Raw genomic sequence first — 20,471 nt, forward strand, 5'->3', positions numbered from 1 at the left:
TTTTATCTGATTTATCTGAAATATTTTACACCAGATTCAAAGATTTGCAAGTCCTGTTTTTCAAAAACATTTATAGCGACACCGTTTTCTCTTCTTTCTGAGTGTGCCATCTTACCGAAAATCCTTCCGTCAGGGCTTGTAATTCCCTCTATGGCCGCATAAGAACCATTCGGATTGTACTCACCGCACATGGTAGGATTTCCGTTTAAATCCACATATCTTGTAGCTACCTGACCATTTTTAAACAACTCATCAATTTTTTCTTTCGGGGCTACAAATCTTCCCTCTCCATGTGAAACCGGATTTGCATACACATCTCCAAGTTTTGCATTCATAAGCCATGGTGATTTATTACTTACCGTCTTAAGATATGCCATTTTTGAAATATGTCTGCCTATAGTATTTGTAGCCAAAGTTGCTGAAAGCTCTTCCTGTTCTTTTATCTTTCCGTCAGGCAAAAGTCCAAGCTTTATAAGTGTCTGGAATCCGTTGCATATTCCAAGTATCAGACCGTCTCTGCCCAGCAAATCTTCGATCTCTTTTTTCAAAATTTCATTTCTGAACACTGTAGCAAAAAACTTTGCGGAACCGTCAGGCTCATCACCCGCAGAAAATCCTCCCGGGAACATTATTATCTGTGAATTTCTTATTTCATTTTTATATTGCTCTACAGATTCCTTTATAGCCAAAGGTGAACTGTTTCTAAATACAAATGCCTCCGCACTTGCACCGGCTCTTCTAAATGCTCTTATTGAATCATACTCGCAGTTGGTTCCAGGCATAACCGGAATAAATACTTTAGGATTTGCATTTTTTTCTTTTGCAATATAAATGCTCTCAGCCCTATATATTTTATCTTCAAGTACCTCTTTATTTAAAGGCTCTTCTACTGACGGGAATACACTCTCAAGCGGTTTTTTCCAGTTTTTTAATATCTTATCAAGTGAAATCTCTTCCGCATTTACTATGACCTTCGGCTCTTTAATTACCTCTCCAAGATAAATTGCTCCTTCAAAATGAAGTTCCGACTCGGATTCCAGCAAAAAGCCTCCAAACTCCGGAGCAAATAAAGTCTCCTCATCCGCTTTAAGGCTTACACCCAGCATATTTCCAAAGCACATCTTTGAAACAGCCTCCGCTATTCCGTTTCTCTCCAAAACAAATGCACTTACTATTTTTTTATTTGTTATGTCTGTTTGAATATCACTGTATATTCTCTTTAAATATTCAAAATCGGGAAGATTATATTTATCTCTCTTTAATTTTACGAAGTAGAGCTTATTCCTAACTTTTTTCAGCTCTGTAGATATAATATTTTTATTATCACCTACCGCCACTGCAAAAGAAACCAAGGTAGGAGGTACATTTATATCATTAAATGAACCTGACATTGAGTCCTTGCCGCCTATGGATGCAAGCCCAAGCTTCATCTGTGCTTCATAAGCTCCAAGAAGTGCCGAGAGCGGCTCTCCCCAGGTCGAGCTCTCAGTCATTCTTCTAAAGTATTCTTGGAAAGTAAAATGTACCTTTTTATAATCTCCGCCTGCGGCTACAATTTTACTTAAAGAGCTGACTATAGCATACATTGCCCCATGATATGGGCTCCAGCTTGACAGATACGGATCAAATCCATAGCTCATAATGGTAACCGAATCACTTTCTTCATCCAAAAGCGGCAGCTTGGCTACCATACTTTGAGTCTCTGAAAGCTGATATTTTCCGCCGTATGGCATGAGGACACTTTTTCCTCCTATACTTGAGTCAAACATCTCCACAAGTCCCTTTTGTGAAGCCACATTCAAGTCGGAAACTGTTTCCAGCCATCTTTTTTCTATATTGTTTTCTGTATTTTGATATTTAAAAGGATTTTTTTCTTCATTTGGAGCTTTTACATAAACATCTGTTGTGGAGGTGGCACCGTTTGTATCAAGAAATGCCATTGATAAATCGACTATAGTTTTGCCTCTCCATGTCATTTGCAGCCTTTTTTCTTCCAAAACCTTTGCTACAATACTTGTCTCAAGATTTTCTTCCTCTGCATATTTGCAAAATTCTTCTACCGATTCAGGTGCAAGTACCACAGCCATTCTCTCCTGTGATTCCGAGATTGCAAGCTCCGTGCCGTCAAGTCCGGCATATTTTTTAGGCACTTTATCAAGATCGATAATAAGTCCGTCTGCAAGTTCTCCTATTGCCACAGACACTCCGCCTGCACCGAAGTCGTTACATTTCTTTATAAGTATTGTCACCTCAGGTCTTTTAAAAAGCCTTTGTATCTTTCTCTCGGTAGGTGCATTACCCTTTTGTACCTCCGCACCTGCAGTCATTATGGAATCGGTCTTGTGAACTTTGCTTGAACCTGTAGCACCTCCTATGCCGTCTCTTCCTGTTCTGCCTCCCAGAAGTACTATAATATCACCGGGATCTGAAGTTTTTCTGATAACATTTGCTCTCTTTGCGGCTCCCATTACCGCTCCGATTTCCATTCTCTTTGCGACGTAGTCAGGATGATAAATTTCTTTTACATAGCCTGTAGCCAGACCTATCTGATTGCCATATGATGAATATCCGTGTGCGGCTCCTGTTACTATCTTTCTTTGAGGAAGTTTGCCCTGCATTGTCTTTTCAATAGGCAATGTAGGATCTGCGGCACCTGTAATTCTCATTGCCTGATACACATAAGTTCTTCCTGAGAGCGGATCTCTAATAGCACCTCCAAGACAGGTTGCCGCCCCACCGAAAGGCTCTATTTCCGTAGGGTGGTTATGAGTTTCATTCTTAAAATTGATAAGCCACTCTTCTTTTTTACCGTCTACTAAAATAGGTACAACGATTGAACAGGCGTTTATCTCATCACTTTCCTCCACATCGGTAAGAATATTGTCGGCCTTAAGCTTCTTCATAGCCAAAAGTGCAATATCCATCAGGCAGATTTTTTTATCTTTTTTGTCCTTATAAAGGACCTTTCTGTCATTTAAATATCTTTCATATGATTCTTTTGCGGGAACACCAAAAAATCCCTCCTCAAAGCTTACGTCTTTTAGCTGAGTTGAAAAAGTTGTATGTCTACAGTGGTCTGACCAATATGTATCCAATACTCTTATCTCAGTGACAGAGGGATTTCTGTTTTCATCATTTTTTAAATAATCTTGTATAAATTTAAAGTCATCAAATGTCATAGCCAAGGAAAGACTCTCATAACAATCTTTCAAGGCTTTTTCATCCATGGTTATAAAGCCTTCTATAGACTCTACATCCTTAGGCATTTCAAAGTCTGTTTTTAAAGTTTCGGGTATAGACTCATCGGCAATCCTTGAGTCTACAGGATTTATACAGTAATCTCTTATCCTCTCCTTGTCGGCTTCACTAAACCGCCCTGAGAAAATATAAGTTGTTGCGGAGCGGATATTTATATCATCTTCACTTCCAAGCAGCTTCACACATTGTATGGCGGAATCAGCCCTTTGATCAAACTGTCCCGGCAAATACTCTACAGTAAAGTAAAAATCACTTTCAAGATGTGAAAACTTACTCTCAAAGCAGATATCCAGCGGCGGCTCACAAAATATAGTACCCAAGCTTTTTTTATAGTCTTCATCCGATATGTTTTCAATATCGTATCTGACCAAAACCCTGACATTATCAAGGTTTTTCAAGCCCAAATAGTTCCTAAGCTCACCCGAAAGTTCCTTTGCTCTGATAGCAAAATCCGGCTTCTTTTCTACATAAATCCTTCTAACGCCCATCTTTTTTCCTCCTCGGAAACCACTACTTAAGACTAATTATATGACTTTGTATTCCTTCGCAAACAATATTTGAAAGCTCACCCGTAATAAGCGGTTTCGCATATTCAACGAATTTTTCATTTACTCCAAATCCATCCTCGCTTATCCAGCCTCTGGGGATTTCTTTTTCTATGTTTGCAACTAAATTTATATCACATTTTCTTACAATAGACAAATATGGGGCGTCATTTACCCTGTCAAAATACATCATAACTCCGGTTTCACCTTCAATTCCGGCCTTTACACCCAAAAATCCGATATTGAAAGCCTCATCTATATCTGTTTTACTTTGAAGATGAGCCGCCGCTCTTTGCAATGTATTTATTTCCACGGCTCTTGTTTTTACGCCAAGTTCACTTTTTATTTTTTTAGCAAGGTAAGCTGCAGTTCCTGAAAGCATCTTGTGTCCGAATGCATCCACATTTCCCTCATCCTCGCTTATATAATTTCCGTTTTGATCTTTTATACCCTCGGATACCGCCACAACAATATTGTTCTTTTCATCGAGTCTGTTTCCGAGTATATTTATAAATTCTTTTAAATTTAAACCTATTTCAGGTAAGAGAATGAAATCCGCTCCGTCATTGAAACTGTTCTTAGCCAGAGCTGCAGCTGCTGTAAGCCAACCTGCATTTCTTCCCATTATCTCAACAAATGTCACACTCTTTAAATCATATACATTTGAGTCTCTTACAACTTCCGAAATACATGTAGCTATATACTTTGCCGCACTTCCGTATCCCGGTGTATGATCTGTAACAGGTAAATCATTATCAATAGTCTTCGGAACTCCGACAAACTTTATCGGGCTTCCTATGATTTTTGCATACTCCGACATTTTAAGTATTGTATCCATAGAATCGTTTCCGCCTATATAGATAAAAACATCAATACTGTACTTTTCAAGAAGCTCAAATGCCTTTTGATAAACTTCATTGCCTGCTTCGGGCTTTGGCAGTTTGTATCTGCAAGAACCCAGATATGAACTCGGTGTTCTTTTTAACAGTTCAATATTTAGCTCTGAATTAAGTGTTTCATCAAGGTCTACTATTTTTTCATTTAAGAATCCCTCGATTCCGAATCTCATTCCATACACCTTTTCAAATCCGAAATGCTTTGCTCCGCAATACACCCCCGCCAAAGATGCGTTAATAGCCGCTGTAGGCCCTCCAGACTGACCTACAATCAAATTTTTTCTCTCTTCCATAAGCTTCTCCATATTCTAAATATTTTTTTCCGGATCCATTGCGTTCAAACTTATTTTTAAAAGTTCTTCCACTTCATCTTTCGGAACCATAAGTCTGTCTGAAAGTTCCTCTACGCTTGCTTCTCTGCCGTACTCCTGTGCCAAAATCCTTGATGCTTCCATCAAGTCGTTCAATCTCTCCGCCAACATATTTGAAGCATTCTTTATCTTTGTCTCCTCATCAATTATCTCATTTAGTCTTTTTTCCACCGCTGTTCTTATCTGAGCTTTTAAATCTCCCGATTTATACTCAGACACAGCCATTGTAAGCGCCAGATGACTCTCACTTATCAAATCCGTTATTTCCTGGCCGCAACCTACAAAGGGTTGTATAAGCTCTGTAGCATACATCATATGACCTTCGATAATCCTGTTTTTTGCACTGTTATCCCCACTTAAGAGTGCTTTTTTTAATGTATCAAGTTCCGATTCTTCAAGAGGTTTTATTTCCTTCATATCCTCCAGATACATCTCAAGAATGCTCTTATCTTTCACTTTATTCTCCCGTTTCTTCCACTGTAATATTTATTCTTCCAAACATATTTTTTACATATAAATCAAATGCATCTGAAATTTTTCTGTCAGGTAAAAAAGTTTTCGGCGAAAATGAAGATATTAAATTCATTTCTTTATTTGAATATCTTATATTCAAATACAAATCCCCATCTATATCTTTTGTTGTATTGCTTTTAATCCAACCTCTTTTAAATTCTTCTGAAAACTTAAAAACCAGCTTGAAAAAAGTAGGTCTTCTCTTTCCCTTTATTATTCCAAAGCAAATAGGCCTTATCTCACCCCAGGTGCAAAAATCTCTGTTTTCTTCTTCGTCAAAATAAGGCTTATTAAGCCTACAGTTGATATCATATTTTACAAATGTATGAAACTTGGCTTCCACAACAGTAAATTTATCAAATATATCTGTCATAAAAAGACATTTTGTAAATTCCTTAACTTCCAAAATCTCAAAGACCTGCATTTGCTTCCTCCGACCACAGTGTAAAGAAATCTCTTCCCGAAAGATGAGACCCTGAATTTTTGCAAACCTTATCGAACTCGCTTTCGTTTATATCTATAGGATTTTCTTTTACAAACTCATTATATAAATTCAACAGATATGCCGATTCTCTTTCTTCTTTTATTCTTTGCTTATTCTTTTTTGTGGCTTCCGCATTATAGCTCTTTACACATTTATAAAGCACATATTTACCCTTGTTTGTAACTATGGGACTTACACTTCCGTCTTCCATTACTCCCAAAGTGTTCTTTACATCATCAGTTTCGTTATTTATCGCTATGCTTCTTGAAATACTGTCGCTTTCAGAGAATTGAGTTGCCAGCTTCACACAATTCTCTCCATTATTTAATCTGTCTAAAAGAGTATTTGCAAGTTCATAATCAGAAACCTCAATCACATGAAAATCCATTATTCTGGCTTCACTTTCACTGACTTCTTTTACATTCTTTTCAATCAATTCTTTTTTTGTTTTATCCACCAGAACATAATCCATGAAAACCGTATCACAGTCTTCCTGTGTAAGTCCCGGAAAACTTTCACTGTTTGCTACATTTTCATCGTAAAATATCTTTGAAAGCTTTAATGCTTTTGTTTTATCCTGCTCAGATAATGTGATGTTTTCATTTCCCGCAATTCTTTTAAGTACAACAAGTTCTTTATAATAATTTTTTAAATCATTATAAAAATTATCTCTGAATGTAAATTTTGTGTCCTTGTCAACATAGCTGTCCCATATTGCATCTGTATATGTATCGGTAATAATTTGACTCTCCGACAATGCGGGAATAAGCATCTGACTGTAATTATATCCAAGTTTGTTTTCTGATAAATTTATCTTTATATTTTCACTTATGCCGGACGTTTTTATTCCACAACCTGAAATAAAAAGAGCCGTTATGAATCCGACTAAAAATTTTCTCTTCAATTCCGTCTCCTAAAGCAGATAGTTTAATATCTTCAAAACTCCAAGGTTTTCATTGCTGTCTGCCATAAATCTTGCCGCTTCCTTTGCTACAGGAGCTGCATTTTCTACTGCAAATGAATAGTAAGCCGCCTTAAACATTTCAACATCATTGGCCTGATCACCGAAAACCATTGTCTCGTTTTCCTTTATATCAAAAGCTTCCTGAAGCTTCTTTAGAGCATTTCCCTTGCTCACTTCCTTTGCGGTACAGTCAAGCCACATCTCACCTGCATAATTTACCAAAAGTTTATCCGAATATTTTTCTATAATATCATCGGCCTTACCGTATACATTCTCCGAATATGCGGAAATTTTTATTATATTTTCCACCTTGGTAAGGTCGTCTACAAGTTCTATTCTGCCCCTGTATCCTCCTCTTATCCAGTCTATAAGAAATTCATTGTTTTCCTCAATATAGTATGATGATTCATCGGCAACCACCGCAATCAAATCCTTGTTTTTTCTTAAATCAAGAATCAATTCCTTTGAAATCTTATCATCCATTTCATTTACAAACAGACTTCTACCGTTTACACCGATATAAGCTCCGTTATCTGATATATAAAATATCTTGTCCTTTACTTCTTCAAAGACATTTTCTATACTCACCCACTGCCTTCCGGAGGCAACGGCAAAATGAATTCCTTTGTCATGAACAGCCTTTATCATATCAACTATTCTTTTGTCAAGCTTGCCGCCGCCGTCACTTACCAAAGTTCCGTCCACATCCGAGGCAATAAGTTTTATCATTAATATATTCCTCCAATTACAAATGCTATAACAATACCTAAAATCGCACCCATAAATACCTGAAGCGGAGTATGTCCTACGAATTCTTTCAATCTCTCTTCAAAATGTTCAAAATTATCTTCAAAAATATTATTTTCCAGAATCATATTAAGAAGTTTTGCCTGCTTTCCCGTCTCTCTTCTTACTCCCATTGCATCATACATAACAACCAAAGCAAAAATAAATGTAACGGCAAACTCAAAGCCTGCAAACCCGTGTTTTAATGCACTTGAGGTTGCCAGAGCACATACCGTAGCCGAATGTGAACTTGGCATTCCGCCGCTTCCCCAGAGTCTGTCGGGTGAAAATGATTTATTATACCATATATCAATCATTGTCTTTAAAAGCTGAGCGACCAGCCATCCAAGAGCCGCACTGATGAGCACCTGATTTGAAACAATATCATCTAAAATACTCATACAGTCCCCTCCCCTGCTCTGTGAACATTTTTCATATTTGCAATTATTTCATTTACAGAAGTTGACTTGTCAGCCATTGTAAGCACCCATCCCTCCCTTGAAAGAGGAGGAATCGGTGTTAAAGGAAACATATGAGTTTTAATCATACTTGCTTCCTTATTTGTTATATTAAAATACTTTTTGGCATTTTTTGCCGCTTTATAAGGATGTGTAAAGCCATGTAAAAATGCTCCCGTTTCCTTTGTCGGTCTATGCCAGTCATAAAGGTAAAAATCATGTAAAAGCGCCGCTCTTGCAGCAGATTTATAATTTAAACCAAGTTTTTTGCACACTAAATATGTTGTATATGAAACGTCTATACTGTGCTCCATTGTGGATGTACATCCATGCTGAACAAAGCCGTCCAGTTTTTGAAAAATTTCACTGTTAAGTATATCTTTCACACATTCCATATACTCTATATTACTTAAATATTCTTTCATCCTATTAACCAATCATACAGAGCCTGATACTCAAGTGCAGACTGCTTCCATGAGAAGTCCACAGCCATCGCTCTGTCAATCATCTTATTCCATTCTCTTTTTTTATCATAATAAATATGCTTTGCAAAATTTATTCTGTCAAGCATCTCATGTGCATTATAGTTTGCAAACGAGAAACCTGTACCCTTTGACTCAAATTCATTGTAGCTCTCTACGGTATCACAAAGTCCGCCTGTCTCACGAACTATAGGAAGAGTTCCGTATCTTAAAGACATCAGCTGGCTGAGACCGCACGGTTCAAACAATGAAGGCATAAGGAAGGCGTCCGCAGCGGCATATATCTTATGTGACATCTCCTCGGAGTAATAGATATTTGCAGACACTCTGTCAGGATACTTCCATGCATAATGTCTGAACATGTTTTCATATCTGTCATCTCCGGTTCCCAGTACCACAAGCTGTACATTCTCCTCACAGATTTGATCCATCATATATTCCACCAAATCAAAGCCCTTTTGATCCGTAAGTCTTGAAATAACCGCAAGCATGAACTTGTTGTCGTCTACAGGCAGTCCAAGCTCTTTTTGCAAAGCTCTCTTATTTTTAATTTTTTCTTTTCTGAAGTTCTTGCTGTTATAATTTTTATAAATAAGCTTGTCTGTTTCAGGGTCAAACTCATTATAATCAATACCGTTTACAATACCTCTCAGATCATTTTGTCTGGCTCTTAAAAGCCCGTCCAATCCTTCACCGTAGAAAGGATTTTGTATTTCATTTGCATATGTCTTTGATACTGTTGTTATAGCATCAGCATATACAAGTCCACCCTTTAAGAGGTTGGCATCCTTAAAAGCCTCCAACTTATCAGGTGTGAAATAATAATCACTTAAGCCTGAAAAATATTGTATTGTCTTAACATCCCAAGTACCCTGGAATTTAAGATTATGTATTGTAAATACGGACTTTATTCCTCTAAAGAAATCTCCGCCTGCAAATCTGTCCTTCAAATATACGGGAACCAAGCCGGTCTGCCAGTCATGACAGTGAATAAGATCCGGTCTGAAGTCTACAAAAGGCAGTGCACATAGAGCGGCCTGTGAGAAGAAAATAAACTTTTCAATATCATAAAGCCAGTCTCCATAAGGCTTTGGACCTCCGAAGTACTCTTCATTATCTATAAAATAAAATGTTACTCCTTCAACTTCCTTCTTTAATACTCCTACATACTTACTTGAGCCGGCATAATCAATATAGAAATCACCTATATATTCCAGAGAGTTTCTTATTTCTTCCTTCATACACATATACTTCGGCAAAATAACTCTGGCATCAAAATATCTCTTATCCAAATACTTCGGTAAAGAGCCGACCACATCCGCCAAACCGCCTGTTTTAATAAACGGTACCGCTTCCGATGCAACAAATAATATCTTCTTCATAGGTGTTCCCTCCTTATTTCCTTGAGTCCGCTTCCTGTATCATTTCCCTTGCGGTTTTAAGTACAACTTCAGTCAAATTATTTCCGCCGATCAATCTGGCTATCTCTTTTATTTTACCATCCTTATCCAGTAAATCAATATTCGTTTGTGTAGACTTTCCGTCTGTAGACTTTGATATGAACAAATTTTGATCCGCCATTACAGCTATCTGCGGCAAATGTGAAATACAAAGTACCTGATGAGTTTTTGATATATGGCTAAGTTTTTCACCGACCTTTACAGCCGTGTTTCCGCTTATTCCCGTATCTATCTCATCAAATATCAAAGTCTGTATATCATCATTATTTGCAAAAACAGTCTTTAACGCCAGCATTATTCTGGACAGCTCACCTCCGCTTGCAACCATATGTAAAGGTTTTAGAGGTTGCCCCGGATTTGTACTTATCAAAAATTCCACCGCATCAAATCCGTCTCTTGAAATCTTCTCTCTCTTTGTAAATTTGATTTCAAATTCCACTCCGAGGAAGTTTAAATCTTCAAGTTCTTCCTTTATTTTTTTTGCCAATGTAACTGCAACATCTTTTCTTATTTCGCTGATTTTGGTACAGTCTTTTATAATACTCTCTTCAAGTTTTATCGCATTTTCCTTCAGCACAAGTACTTCATCCTCAAAGTCTTTTAAAAATTCAAGTCTCTTTTCTTTATCTTTTAAGAGCTCTTTGATTTTATTATAATCACTTGAATACTTTGATTTTATATGTCTTATTGTATCCAGTCTCTCTATAACCCTGTCATGTTCTTCCTCGTCATATTCAAGATTATCGAGATATCTGCTTGTATAATGCATTGTTTCGGCTATCAAATCTTCAATTGTATTTAAATTTGACAATACAATGTCCAGACTGTCGTCCAATACGGCAATCTCTGAAACCGACTTGATATTGCTTCCTATATCTTCGTTTTCAAGCTCTTCAAGCAAATCTGAAAGCACATCATTTATCTTTGATATACTCTTTCCCTTTTTAAATACCTGCTCAAGTTCCTCTTCTTCATTAGGCTTTATATTTGCTTTTTTTATTTCGGAGATTTCAAAATCAAGTATATCGATTTCTCTTTTCCTGAGCCTTTCATCTATTCCTTCCTGAATTCTTTGATTTATCTTTTTTAACTCACCGTAATTTTTTGATAAATTCTTCTTTATCTCCATAAGCTTTTCAAGACAAAAAGAATCCAACAGTATCAGATTGTTACCTTCACTTAGAAGTGATTGATGTTCATGCTGTCCGTGAATATCAATCAATGTATCTGTAATCTCTCTTAACTTGGCAAGAGTTACGGTTTCATCATTGATTCTGCACACACTTCTTGTGGAGCTTATTTTCCTGGTTATTATCAGCAAATCGTCTTCAAAAGATATATCCAATGTTTTCAGTTTTTCTTTTCGCTTCTCATCCAATGTGAAAATAAGTTCTACAATACCTTCATTTTCACCTGTTCTTATAATATCCTTACTCGTCTTTGCACCCAAGGCAAGATTTATTGAATCTATCAAAATAGATTTTCCCGCACCTGTCTCACCGCTAAGTACACTAAGTCCCTCTTTAAAGTAAATATCCGCTTTTTTTATTAATGCAAGATTTTTTATATGTAATTCTATCAGCATAATTCTCCTTTTTAGATACTACCCTGATACATCGTTATACTTATTCATTCTTATAAACAAGTTTTCTTATTCTTTCCATAACAACCACTGTATCATCTACACTTCTTATGGCGGCCATAATTGTATCATCACCCGCAATACAACCTACTATCTCACTCATCTGCATGGAGTCAAGAGCCGCCGCAGCCGCCATAGCCATACCCGACACGGTCTTTACTACAAGAATATTTTGTGCCATATCCATTGATACAAAGGCTTCTCCAAGTATTCTTACATATTTTTCAGAGATCCCGTCCTGCTTAGGCATCAGAGAATATTTTTGCTTTCCGTTAGCCGTTACCACTTTTGAAAGCTTTAAATCTCTGATATCTCTTGAAACTGTAGCCTGAGTTACTACAAAGCCGCCCTCTTCCAGCTTTTGTGCAAGTTCCTCCTGTGTCTCGATATCATACGAGTTAATGAGTTCCACAATCTTTGAATGTCTTTTTGTTTTCATATCAAATCCTATTCATCTTATTTCTGATGTTGTCCAGAAAACTCCCCTTCTTTAATTTTATCAGTCCGGCATATATTTCCGACTCTCTTAATTCAATCACGTCCTTATTTTCCAGGATCACACTCTCATCGCCGTCCACTACAAGTTCTCTGTTGGACTTTAAATTGTCATTAAATGAAACACGTATTACTTTTGAGGATGAAAGTACTATGCTTCTTTGACTTAGGGCATGAGGACAAATTGCCGTTATCAGCATCATCTTGGAGCTCGGCTCTATGATAGGTCCTCCCGCACTCAAATTGTATGCGGTTGAGCCTGTAGGCGTTGCTACAATTATACCATCAGATGAATATTCATTCAAGAAATCCCCGTCAATATAAACATTACATCTTATAGTTTTTAATCTTTCAAGCCTGGTGATAACAGCTTCATTAAGAGCATTCAAAGTACATATTTCTTTTCCGTCTCTTATAACGGTGGCGGATATCATCATTCTTTTTTCTATGAAATATTCATCATTGATAAGTATATCCACCATATTCTTGATATCACCCGCTTTATTGATACTTGTAAGATAACCCATATGTCCCATATTTATGCCTATTATAGGTATCCCAAGATGTGATATATCTCTTGCAGCCCTTATAAGAGTACCGTCACCACCCAGAGTAATAACACAGTCAACTTTCGGGAAGTCTTTTGTATCAATATAGCCATAGGATTTATAGCATACTCCGTCCTTTGACTTTATTTCATTTTCCAGATTGGACAGTGCTCTTTTTATTCCGTCCTTCTCACTGTTTCCAACAAGAAAAAAATTTTTCATGCTTCCTCCACGTTCTCTTATAAGCTCTCATGAGCGGTGTTTACTACCGCCTCTATATCTATATTACTCTCTTCTTTTTTATTCTTTACGAGATGATACAGGTACTCAATATTTCCCTCAGGACCCTTTACAGGTGAAAATTCAAGTTCTTCTACGGAGAATTTATTTTCTCTTGCATATTCAAAGCAATTTTCTATAACTTCTATATGTGTGGATTTTTCTCTGACAACACCTTTTTTACCTACCTTTTCTCTTCCGGCCTCAAACTGGGGCTTTATAAGTGCAACAATCTCACCGTTTTCTTTTAAAAGATTGTAAGCTGCCGGTAAAACTTTTGACAATGAGATAAAAGATACATCTATACTTGCAAAATCTATCTCCTCACCTATATCCTCAGGTCTTACATATCTTATATTCGTCTTTTCCATGACTACTACTCTTTCGTCATTTCTAAGTTTCCATGCAAGCTGTCCATGTCCTACATCTACGGCATATACCTTTGTTGCGCCGTTTTGCAGCATGCAGTCGGTAAAGCCTCCGCTTGATGCTCCTATGTCCATACAGACTTTATTTTCCACACTTACATCAAAGCACTCCATAGCCTTTTCAAGTTTCAGTCCGCCGCGGCTCACATATTTTAATGTACTGCCTCGCACTTCAATATTTACTTCCTCGGCAAATGTCTGTCCGGCTTTATCTTCCTTTTGTCCGTCAACATATACAATGCCCGACATTATTATGGCCTTTGCTTTTTCTCTGCTTTCGGCAAGACCACGCTTTACCAAAAGTATATCCAATCTATCTTTCATTTTTCATCATCTCATATTTGTCTAAAACTTTTTTCAGTATGGAATCTGAATCTATCTCAAGTTTTTCTCTTAAAAGACTCACATCTCCATGCTCAACATATCCGTCAGGCAGTGCAATATTTAAAACTTCCACCTCTTTGTGATTCTCATGAATATATGCTTTCACTTTTTCACCCATTGAACCGTTTATCACATTCTCTTCCATTGTCACAATAAGCTTATGTTTTTCACATAATTTATCCACCAAATCGAAATCTATTGGCTTAAAGAATCTGGCATTTGCAATGGATACATTCAAATCATTTGCCTTCAGCTTTTCCCTGAGATTTTTTGCAGTACTTACCATGCTTCCTATTGCAAGCAGGGCTATATCGCTTTCTTCAAAAAGCATCTCACCCTTTCCAAACTCTATAGGCGTTTCAAACTCATTTAAACTGTCATATGCGATACCTCTCGGATACCTTATAGCAACAGGTCCGTCATAATTTATCGCAAACTCAAGACATGATTCCAGCTCTTTGGCATTCTTGGGTGCAAGTAAAGTCATATTCGGAATGCAGCTAAGGAATGACACGTCAAATATTCCCTGATGTGTTTCTCCGTCAGCGCCTACGAGTCCCGCTCTGTCGATTGCAAATACCACATGAAGATTTTGTAAGCATACATCATGCACTATCTGATCAAATCCTCTTTGCAAAAATGAGGAATATACACAAACAACAGGTGTAAGTCCTGATGCAGCAAGTCCTGCCGCAGATGTTATGGCATGCTGCTCAGCTATACCCACATCAATAAATCTTTTCGGAAATTTATTTTTAAAATCCAAAAGTCCACAGCCTTCCGGCATTGCGGCGGTTATTGCAACAATATCTTTATTCTCACTTGCAAGCTCCACTATTTTTTTAGAAAAAACATCCGTATATGTTGGCTTTTTGCTTCCGGACTTTGCATTACCGCTTGCAATATCAAATGCGCCTATTCCATGGAAATTTTCAGGATGATTTTCCGCCGGTGAATATCCCTTTCCCTTTTTGGTAAGTACATGTACAAGTACAGGTCCTTCCACTTTTTTTGCCTCTTCAAAGACTTTTAAAAGTGCGGTAATATTATGTCCGTCTACAGGTCCCAGATAAGTAACACCCATATTTTCAAACAACATTCCCGGTATCAATATCTGCTTTATGCCGTTTTTTGTTTGTCTAAGGCTGTCTATCATAGGCTTTCCGATATATGGCAAACGTTCCAGTGAATTTACAACTCTCTTTTTTAGATTATTGTATCCGTCACCGGTTCTGATATTGTTGAGGTAATCGTTCATACCTCCGACATTTTTTGAAATAGACATCTCATTGTCATTTAAGACCATGATAAAGTTTTTCTTTATCTGAGCCGCATTATTCAGAGCTTCATAAGCCATACCGCCTGTAAGAGCACCGTCTCCTATTACTGAAATAACTCTGTAGTTTTCACCCTTTATATCTCTTCCGAATGCCATTCCAAGTCCCGCAGACAGGCTTGTTGAAGAATGTCCGGTATTAAAGACATCAAACTTTGACTCACTGGTCTTTGGAAATCCTGCCATTCCTCCGAATTTTCTCAGATTATCAAAGGCATTTTTTCTTCCGCTGAGTATTTTATGAGTATAAGACTGATGTCCTACATCCCATATTATCTTGTCTTTAGGCAAATCAAATGCAATATGCATGGCCATGGTGAGCTCCACAACTCCAAGATTGCTTGCCAGATGTCCGCCTGTTATACTTATTTTTTCAATAAGAAAATCTCTTATCTCTCTTGCTAATATATCTAAATCTTTTTTCTTTAATTTCTTTATATCACTTGGCTTTTCAATATTTTCAAGTATCATATTTCTTCTTATGAAGTTCTATTTACCATCATATCAATGATTTCAAAAATAGAGTTCATATTTCCCCTTACTTCTTTCAAGCATTTCTTAGCATCAGCACTAAGTGATTCAACTCTTCTTAAGCTTTCATCAATACCGACTATATTTACATAGGTTGTCTTCTCATTTTTTTCATCCGAATGTGTAGGTTTTCCAAGCTCCTTTTCATCAGCCACTATATCAAGATAATCATCTCTTATCTGGAATGCTTCACCTATATAGCTTCCGGCTTTTTCAAGCATTTTGATTTCTTCATCATTTGCTCCTGCAAGTATGCCTCCGATAACAAAGGATGCCTGTAATACTGCTCCGGTCTTTAATGAATAAGTATATCTCATCACATCTTCACTCATCTTTTTACCGCAATACTCCACATCCACACATTGTCCGCCTATCATGCCGAAACCTCCGGTGGCTCTTGCCAATGTATACAATGCTTTTGACATTCTTCTTAAAATAATAATATCTTCAACATCCTGCATTTTCTCGGATATGATTTCAAACGCCTGTACACAGAGCATATCTCCTGCAAGTATTGCCATATCCTCACCATGGCTTACCCATGTAGTAGGCTTACCTCTTCTCAGTCTGTCATTATCCATTGCCGGAAGGTCATCATGAATCAATGAAAATGTATGTATCATCTCTATTGCAGCCAAGAAAGGTGCAATTACTCCTTCATCATATTCCGCCCCCACAACAGCCTTATAAGTTTCAAACATTATAAGAGGTCTAAGTCTCTTACCTCCGTTTTTGATTGCTTCATTTGAGGCCGTGATTACCTTTTTATTTAAATCATCTTCGCTGAAAAAAAATGACTCTATTATATCTTCTATTTTCTTTAAATTGTCCTTATTCATCTTTTGTATCCCCTGACAGTATCTCCATCTGTCTCTCTACATGAGCTATTCCCTCACTTGCCTGTTTTATCAGCTTTATACCCTCTTCATAAAGTACAAATGCCTCTTCAAGTGTAGTCTGCGGCTCTTCAAGTTTTGCTATTACATTTTCTATGTTTACCAGATTTTCCTCTATACCAAGCTTTTTTTCTTCTTTTTTCGGCATATTTCTCCCTCTATTATAAGACCTTTGCTCTTACCTTGCCATCGGAAAAATATATATTTAATTCATCTTCAGGCTTTACGCTTTCGGCACTTAAAACTTTATTGTTTTTATTATCACTTATATATGCATAACCGCCTGACAATCTTTTCAGAGGTGATACCGTATCAAGCCTCTTACTTAAGTTTATAAGTGCAGTCTTTTTATTTTCCAAATTGTTTTTAAAAGTATTTTGTAATATCTTTGCAAAGTTTTCCAGTCTTTGCTTTTGTTCTCTTATACGTATCTGCGGACTTAGAGTATTCAGCTTTATAAGAAGCATATCCAAATCTCTTTTTGCATAATCTATCTTTCTTTCAACTTGCTCTGTAAGCTTTCTATTATAGACGTCCAATGTATACATATAGTCGTTATAGATAAAGTTTGCAATCTCCGCCGCCGCACTTGGTGTAGGAGCTCTCAAATCCGCCACAAAGTCGGCTATTGTAAAATCGGTTTCATGTCCCACGGCACTAATTATAGGTGTTTTGGCATTAAAAATGGTTTTTGCAAGTTCTTCATCATTAAAGCAGTACAAATCCTCTATAGATCCTCCGCCTCTTCCCACTATCAAAACATCCAGATTCATTTTATCAAGTTTTTTTATAGCGGAAATGATGCTTTTCGGTGCCGCATCACCCTGTACAAGGCATGGTGCCAAAACTATCCTGACATAGGGATTTCTTCTGTAACTTACATTTTGTATATCATTTATTACGGCTCCGGTCTGAGCTGTTGCCACACCTATGCTCTGTACAAACCTCGGTATTTCTTTCTTATAACTTTGATCGAACATACCCATATCTTCAAGCTTTTCCTTAAGCTCCAGATATTTTTCATACAGATCTCCCTTGCCTGCTTCCTCTATCTTATTTGCATAGAGCTGATACCTGCCCTCTTTTTCATAGCAGGATATAGTACCTGTAACGACTACTTTTTGCCCTCTTTTCATATCAAAAGAGAGACCTCCTCTCTGACCGGCAAACATAACCGCAGATAAGGTCCCTCCTTCATCCTTTATGGTAAAATATATATGATTAGAGTTTGCATATGTACAATTGCTTACTTCTCCCTCTACCGATATCTTATTTAGTACAAAGTCCTGCATAAACATATTTTTTATATATGCATTCACTTTTGATACAGAATAAACCATATATCCTCCAGGTATTTATTACTCTACTTTAACCTTTGACAATATAGCATTTACAAATGAATAAGACTCATCTCTACCGAATGTCTTTGCAAGCTCTACCGCCTCATTTATCGCCACACTTACAGGTATATCGCTGTCGTATTTCATTTCAGCTATAGCAAGTCTTAGAATATTTCTTTCAACTCGTCCTATTCTCTCAAGCTTCCACCCCTGTGACAAATCGCTTATTATTTGGTCAATCTCAAGACGTCTTTCAATTACAAGCATTGCCTTTGACTTTATATATTCTATATCCCCATCACTATAATTTGCATCATGAATAAGTGTATCTTCTTCATCTTCTAAAGACGGTGATTCAAAATAATTATCTATTTGGATCTCCATCTCTTCTTCCGGATAAAAATCTAAAACAAATAATATTTTAAAACAATGTTCTCTTAGCAAATGCCTTGTCATATGATCCTCCATATTGTCTACATTAATCATATAATTATAGCTTATAGCAAGGTTAAAAGCAAATTAATTTATATTGATATTTACCTTATCAGATATTAAATATATAATAGGCACATTAAATATTTTAAGGAGTGTGTATGCCAAGGGAATTAAATTTTTACTCTATGATAATTCGCATTATACTGTCCGTATTGATTGGTGGAATATTGGGCTTTGATCGTGAAAGAAAAAACAGGCCGGCAGGCTTTAGAACATATATATTGGTTTGCCTTGGTTCAACTCTTGTTATGATGACAAATCAATATGTGTTTCAGGTATTTAAAAGCGGTGATCCCGTAAGACTCGGTGCTCAAGTTGTAAGCGGTGTAGGTTTTTTGGGTGCCGGAACAATAATACTTACCGGCCGTAATCAGGTAAAAGGTATTACCACAGCTGCAGGTATATGGGCCGCCGCCTGCTGCGGTCTGACTATAGGAATAGGATTTTATGAAGGCGCTATAGCAGGCGGAGTGGCTATATTTATTGTAATGGCATTGCTTCAAAATTTGGACGGATTTTTAAGAAAAGACTCAACCTCTGTCGAATTATATATAGAATACGACAGAAAAATACCTTTAAGTATTTTCTTAAGCAATGTCAGGCAAAATGACTTGGATATAGTCGAGCTTGAATTGACCAAAAATAATTTGATACCCGATACCTGCGGTGCGGCCACAATTACAATACAGGGTAAGCAAAAGAACAGCCGCGATATTATATTAAGTCTTGTAAAAAATACTCAGGGAATTATTTTTTTCATGGAATTATATTAAAATATATGTTGAAATGCTATTTTTAAATAGCTATAATACCCTAAGTAAATGTTTTAGAGTTTGGAGGAATATGAAGAGGATTATACCGTTCTTATTACTATCATTAGGTATAGGTAGTAGTTTTTTAATAACAGGCTGTGAAAATAAGTCTTCCGTTGAAGAAGGCAGTCTTACAGCCGTAGACAATTCGGTTAAGACAGGTGTCGTAAGGGAATTAATCAGTTCTACAGATATCGGAGATGTTTATAACAGTATCGGTGTCGACTATGAAAATGAATATGATGTGGATTCCATTGAAAAGAAAATGACAGGCCTTGCAATGGCAAATGCCGGTACGGATTCCGCTGACGGATTGACTAAGCATCTTATTGTCGCTCCCACAGAGATGGATATGGAATTATTGTTTGACGTTGATACAAGTGCAATATTTTTAGAAGGCGGTATTTATACCAATGTAAGCCAATTTGCCGTATGGAGTTCGGAGAATCCCGATATTGCAGATGTTTATCAAGGTGAAGTACATGCTAAAAAGGTCGGTGAGACCAATATCAATGTTACATACAGAGATATCACTAAATCAATTCATGTAAATGTCGTTGAGAAAACAAATTGGGAAGAAAAAGACGGATATTGGTATTATTATGATGCCAACGGCAAAAAAACCACAGGTTGGAAAGTGATAGACGGTAACTGGTACTATTTAAGCAATAACGGTTCAATGCTTACCGGTTGGCAGAAGATAAAAGACGCTTACTATTATTTCCACTCAAACGGCACTATGGCACAAGGTGAGTGGGCTCAAAACCCTGACAACAATCAGTGGTATTATTTCAATTACAACGGTAAGATGGCTATGCGTAAGTGGATAAAAGACGGCAACAATACCTACTATGTACATTCAAACGGTACCATGGCTACCAATGAATGGGTACCTAAGGATGACGGAAGCTGGTGCTATATGCTTCTTGACGGCAAGATGGCCAGAGATCGATCCATTGATATAAAGGGTGTAAGCTATCAATTTGATAAAGAAGGCAAATGCCTAAACCCTGAAGGAAACTAAATATATATTAATTTATAACAGCTTTTATTTTACAATCCGTTTTA

Annotated in this window: 20 protein-coding genes; 2 read left to right on the forward strand and 18 right to left on the reverse strand. The window is 37.0% G+C overall.

What is annotated here, in order from left to right:
• Window positions 1–11 precede the first annotated feature (11 nt).
• From HMPREF1495_RS06020 to nusB, 18 genes are read right to left on the reverse strand one after another with little or no spacing between them, the layout of a single operon-like run.
• Window positions 12–3,746: a phosphoribosylformylglycinamidine synthase gene (locus HMPREF1495_RS06020; protein ID WP_034212907.1), complete on the reverse strand. Its 3,735-nt coding sequence runs from the start codon at window positions 3,744–3,746 to the stop codon at window positions 12–14.
• Window positions 3,747–3,768: 22 nt separating this feature from the next.
• The gene (locus HMPREF1495_RS06025) at window positions 3,769–4,992 is read right to left on the reverse strand and encodes a 6-phosphofructokinase (RefSeq protein WP_034212909.1); all 1,224 of its coding nucleotides are present in this window, start codon (window positions 4,990–4,992) and stop codon (window positions 3,769–3,771) included.
• A gap of 15 nt (window positions 4,993–5,007) precedes the next feature.
• On the reverse strand, window positions 5,008–5,526 hold the full coding sequence (locus HMPREF1495_RS06030) for a sigma-70 domain-containing protein (RefSeq protein ID WP_034212911.1): 519 nt from the start codon (window positions 5,524–5,526) through the stop codon (window positions 5,008–5,010).
• 1 nt (window position 5,527) lies between these two features.
• A complete protein-coding gene (locus tag HMPREF1495_RS06035) occupies window positions 5,528–6,007 on the reverse strand; it encodes a DUF5721 family protein (protein ID WP_034212913.1) in 480 nt (159 codons plus the stop codon).
• Entirely contained in the window at window positions 5,994–6,971 is a 978-nt protein-coding gene (locus tag HMPREF1495_RS06040) for a hypothetical protein (protein ID WP_051402812.1), read from the reverse strand. The genes HMPREF1495_RS06035 and HMPREF1495_RS06040 overlap by 14 nt, the downstream gene beginning before the upstream one ends.
• A 9-nt stretch (window positions 6,972–6,980) precedes the next feature.
• Window positions 6,981–7,760, reverse strand: coding sequence for an HAD family hydrolase (locus HMPREF1495_RS06045; RefSeq protein ID WP_034212915.1), 780 nt, complete (start codon window positions 7,758–7,760; stop codon window positions 6,981–6,983).
• Window positions 7,760–8,218: a divergent PAP2 family protein gene (locus HMPREF1495_RS06050; protein WP_007592894.1), complete on the reverse strand. Its 459-nt coding sequence runs from the start codon at window positions 8,216–8,218 to the stop codon at window positions 7,760–7,762. The genes HMPREF1495_RS06045 and HMPREF1495_RS06050 overlap by 1 nt, the downstream gene beginning before the upstream one ends.
• Window positions 8,215–8,700 carry an HD domain-containing protein gene (locus HMPREF1495_RS06055; protein ID WP_034212917.1) on the reverse strand — a complete coding sequence of 162 codons (486 nt, stop codon included), beginning with the start codon at window positions 8,698–8,700 and terminating at the stop codon, window positions 8,215–8,217. Before HMPREF1495_RS06055 ends, HMPREF1495_RS06050 begins: the two co-directional genes overlap by 4 nt.
• The gene (gene glgA / locus HMPREF1495_RS06060) at window positions 8,697–10,139 is read right to left on the reverse strand and encodes a glycogen synthase GlgA (RefSeq protein ID WP_007592898.1); all 1,443 of its coding nucleotides are present in this window, start codon (window positions 10,137–10,139) and stop codon (window positions 8,697–8,699) included. The genes HMPREF1495_RS06055 and glgA overlap by 4 nt, the downstream gene beginning before the upstream one ends.
• A gap of 13 nt (window positions 10,140–10,152) precedes the next feature.
• On the reverse strand, window positions 10,153–11,802 hold the full coding sequence (gene recN, locus HMPREF1495_RS06065) for a DNA repair protein RecN (protein ID WP_034212919.1): 1,650 nt from the start codon (window positions 11,800–11,802) through the stop codon (window positions 10,153–10,155).
• A 40-nt stretch (window positions 11,803–11,842) separates the two neighbouring features.
• Window positions 11,843–12,298 (reverse strand): arginine repressor, encoded by a 456-nt coding sequence (argR, locus tag HMPREF1495_RS06070; protein WP_007592901.1) that lies wholly within the window; start codon window positions 12,296–12,298, stop codon window positions 11,843–11,845.
• Between the two features lies 1 nt (window position 12,299).
• Complete coding sequence (locus tag HMPREF1495_RS06075) at window positions 12,300–13,124, reverse strand: NAD(+)/NADH kinase (RefSeq protein WP_034212921.1); 825 nt, start codon at window positions 13,122–13,124, stop codon at window positions 12,300–12,302.
• A 17-nt stretch (window positions 13,125–13,141) separates the two neighbouring features.
• Window positions 13,142–13,933, reverse strand: coding sequence for a TlyA family RNA methyltransferase (locus HMPREF1495_RS06080; RefSeq protein ID WP_034212923.1), 792 nt, complete (start codon window positions 13,931–13,933; stop codon window positions 13,142–13,144).
• Window positions 13,923–15,800, reverse strand: a complete 1,878-nt coding sequence (dxs, locus tag HMPREF1495_RS06085; protein WP_034212925.1) for a 1-deoxy-D-xylulose-5-phosphate synthase — start codon at window positions 15,798–15,800, stop codon at window positions 13,923–13,925. The genes HMPREF1495_RS06080 and dxs overlap by 11 nt, the downstream gene beginning before the upstream one ends.
• An 8-nt stretch (window positions 15,801–15,808) precedes the next feature.
• Complete coding sequence (locus tag HMPREF1495_RS06090) at window positions 15,809–16,699, reverse strand: polyprenyl synthetase family protein (RefSeq protein ID WP_034212927.1); 891 nt, start codon at window positions 16,697–16,699, stop codon at window positions 15,809–15,811.
• Window positions 16,692–16,904 (reverse strand): exodeoxyribonuclease VII small subunit, encoded by a 213-nt coding sequence (xseB, locus tag HMPREF1495_RS06095; RefSeq protein ID WP_034212929.1) that lies wholly within the window; start codon window positions 16,902–16,904, stop codon window positions 16,692–16,694. Before xseB ends, HMPREF1495_RS06090 begins: the two co-directional genes overlap by 8 nt.
• Window positions 16,905–16,917: 13 nt before the next feature.
• Complete coding sequence (gene xseA, locus HMPREF1495_RS06100; protein WP_034212931.1) at window positions 16,918–18,096, reverse strand: exodeoxyribonuclease VII large subunit; 1,179 nt, start codon at window positions 18,094–18,096, stop codon at window positions 16,918–16,920.
• An 18-nt stretch (window positions 18,097–18,114) separates the two neighbouring features.
• Window positions 18,115–18,552: a transcription antitermination factor NusB gene (gene nusB / locus HMPREF1495_RS06105; protein ID WP_034212933.1), complete on the reverse strand. Its 438-nt coding sequence runs from the start codon at window positions 18,550–18,552 to the stop codon at window positions 18,115–18,117.
• 137 nt (window positions 18,553–18,689) lie between these two features.
• Here nusB and HMPREF1495_RS06110 point away from each other — a divergent pair, with 137 nt between their 5' ends.
• Entirely contained in the window at window positions 18,690–19,364 is a 675-nt protein-coding gene (locus HMPREF1495_RS06110; protein ID WP_034212935.1) for an MgtC/SapB family protein, read from the forward strand.
• A 70-nt stretch (window positions 19,365–19,434) separates the two neighbouring features.
• A complete protein-coding gene (locus tag HMPREF1495_RS06115; protein WP_034212937.1) occupies window positions 19,435–20,427 on the forward strand; it encodes an N-acetylmuramoyl-L-alanine amidase family protein in 993 nt (330 codons plus the stop codon).
• Window positions 20,428–20,471 lie beyond the last annotated feature (44 nt).

The sequence above is a fragment of the Lachnoanaerobaculum sp. MSX33 genome (assembly GCF_000512995.1).
Lineage (GTDB): Bacteria > Bacillota > Clostridia > Lachnospirales > Lachnospiraceae > Lachnoanaerobaculum.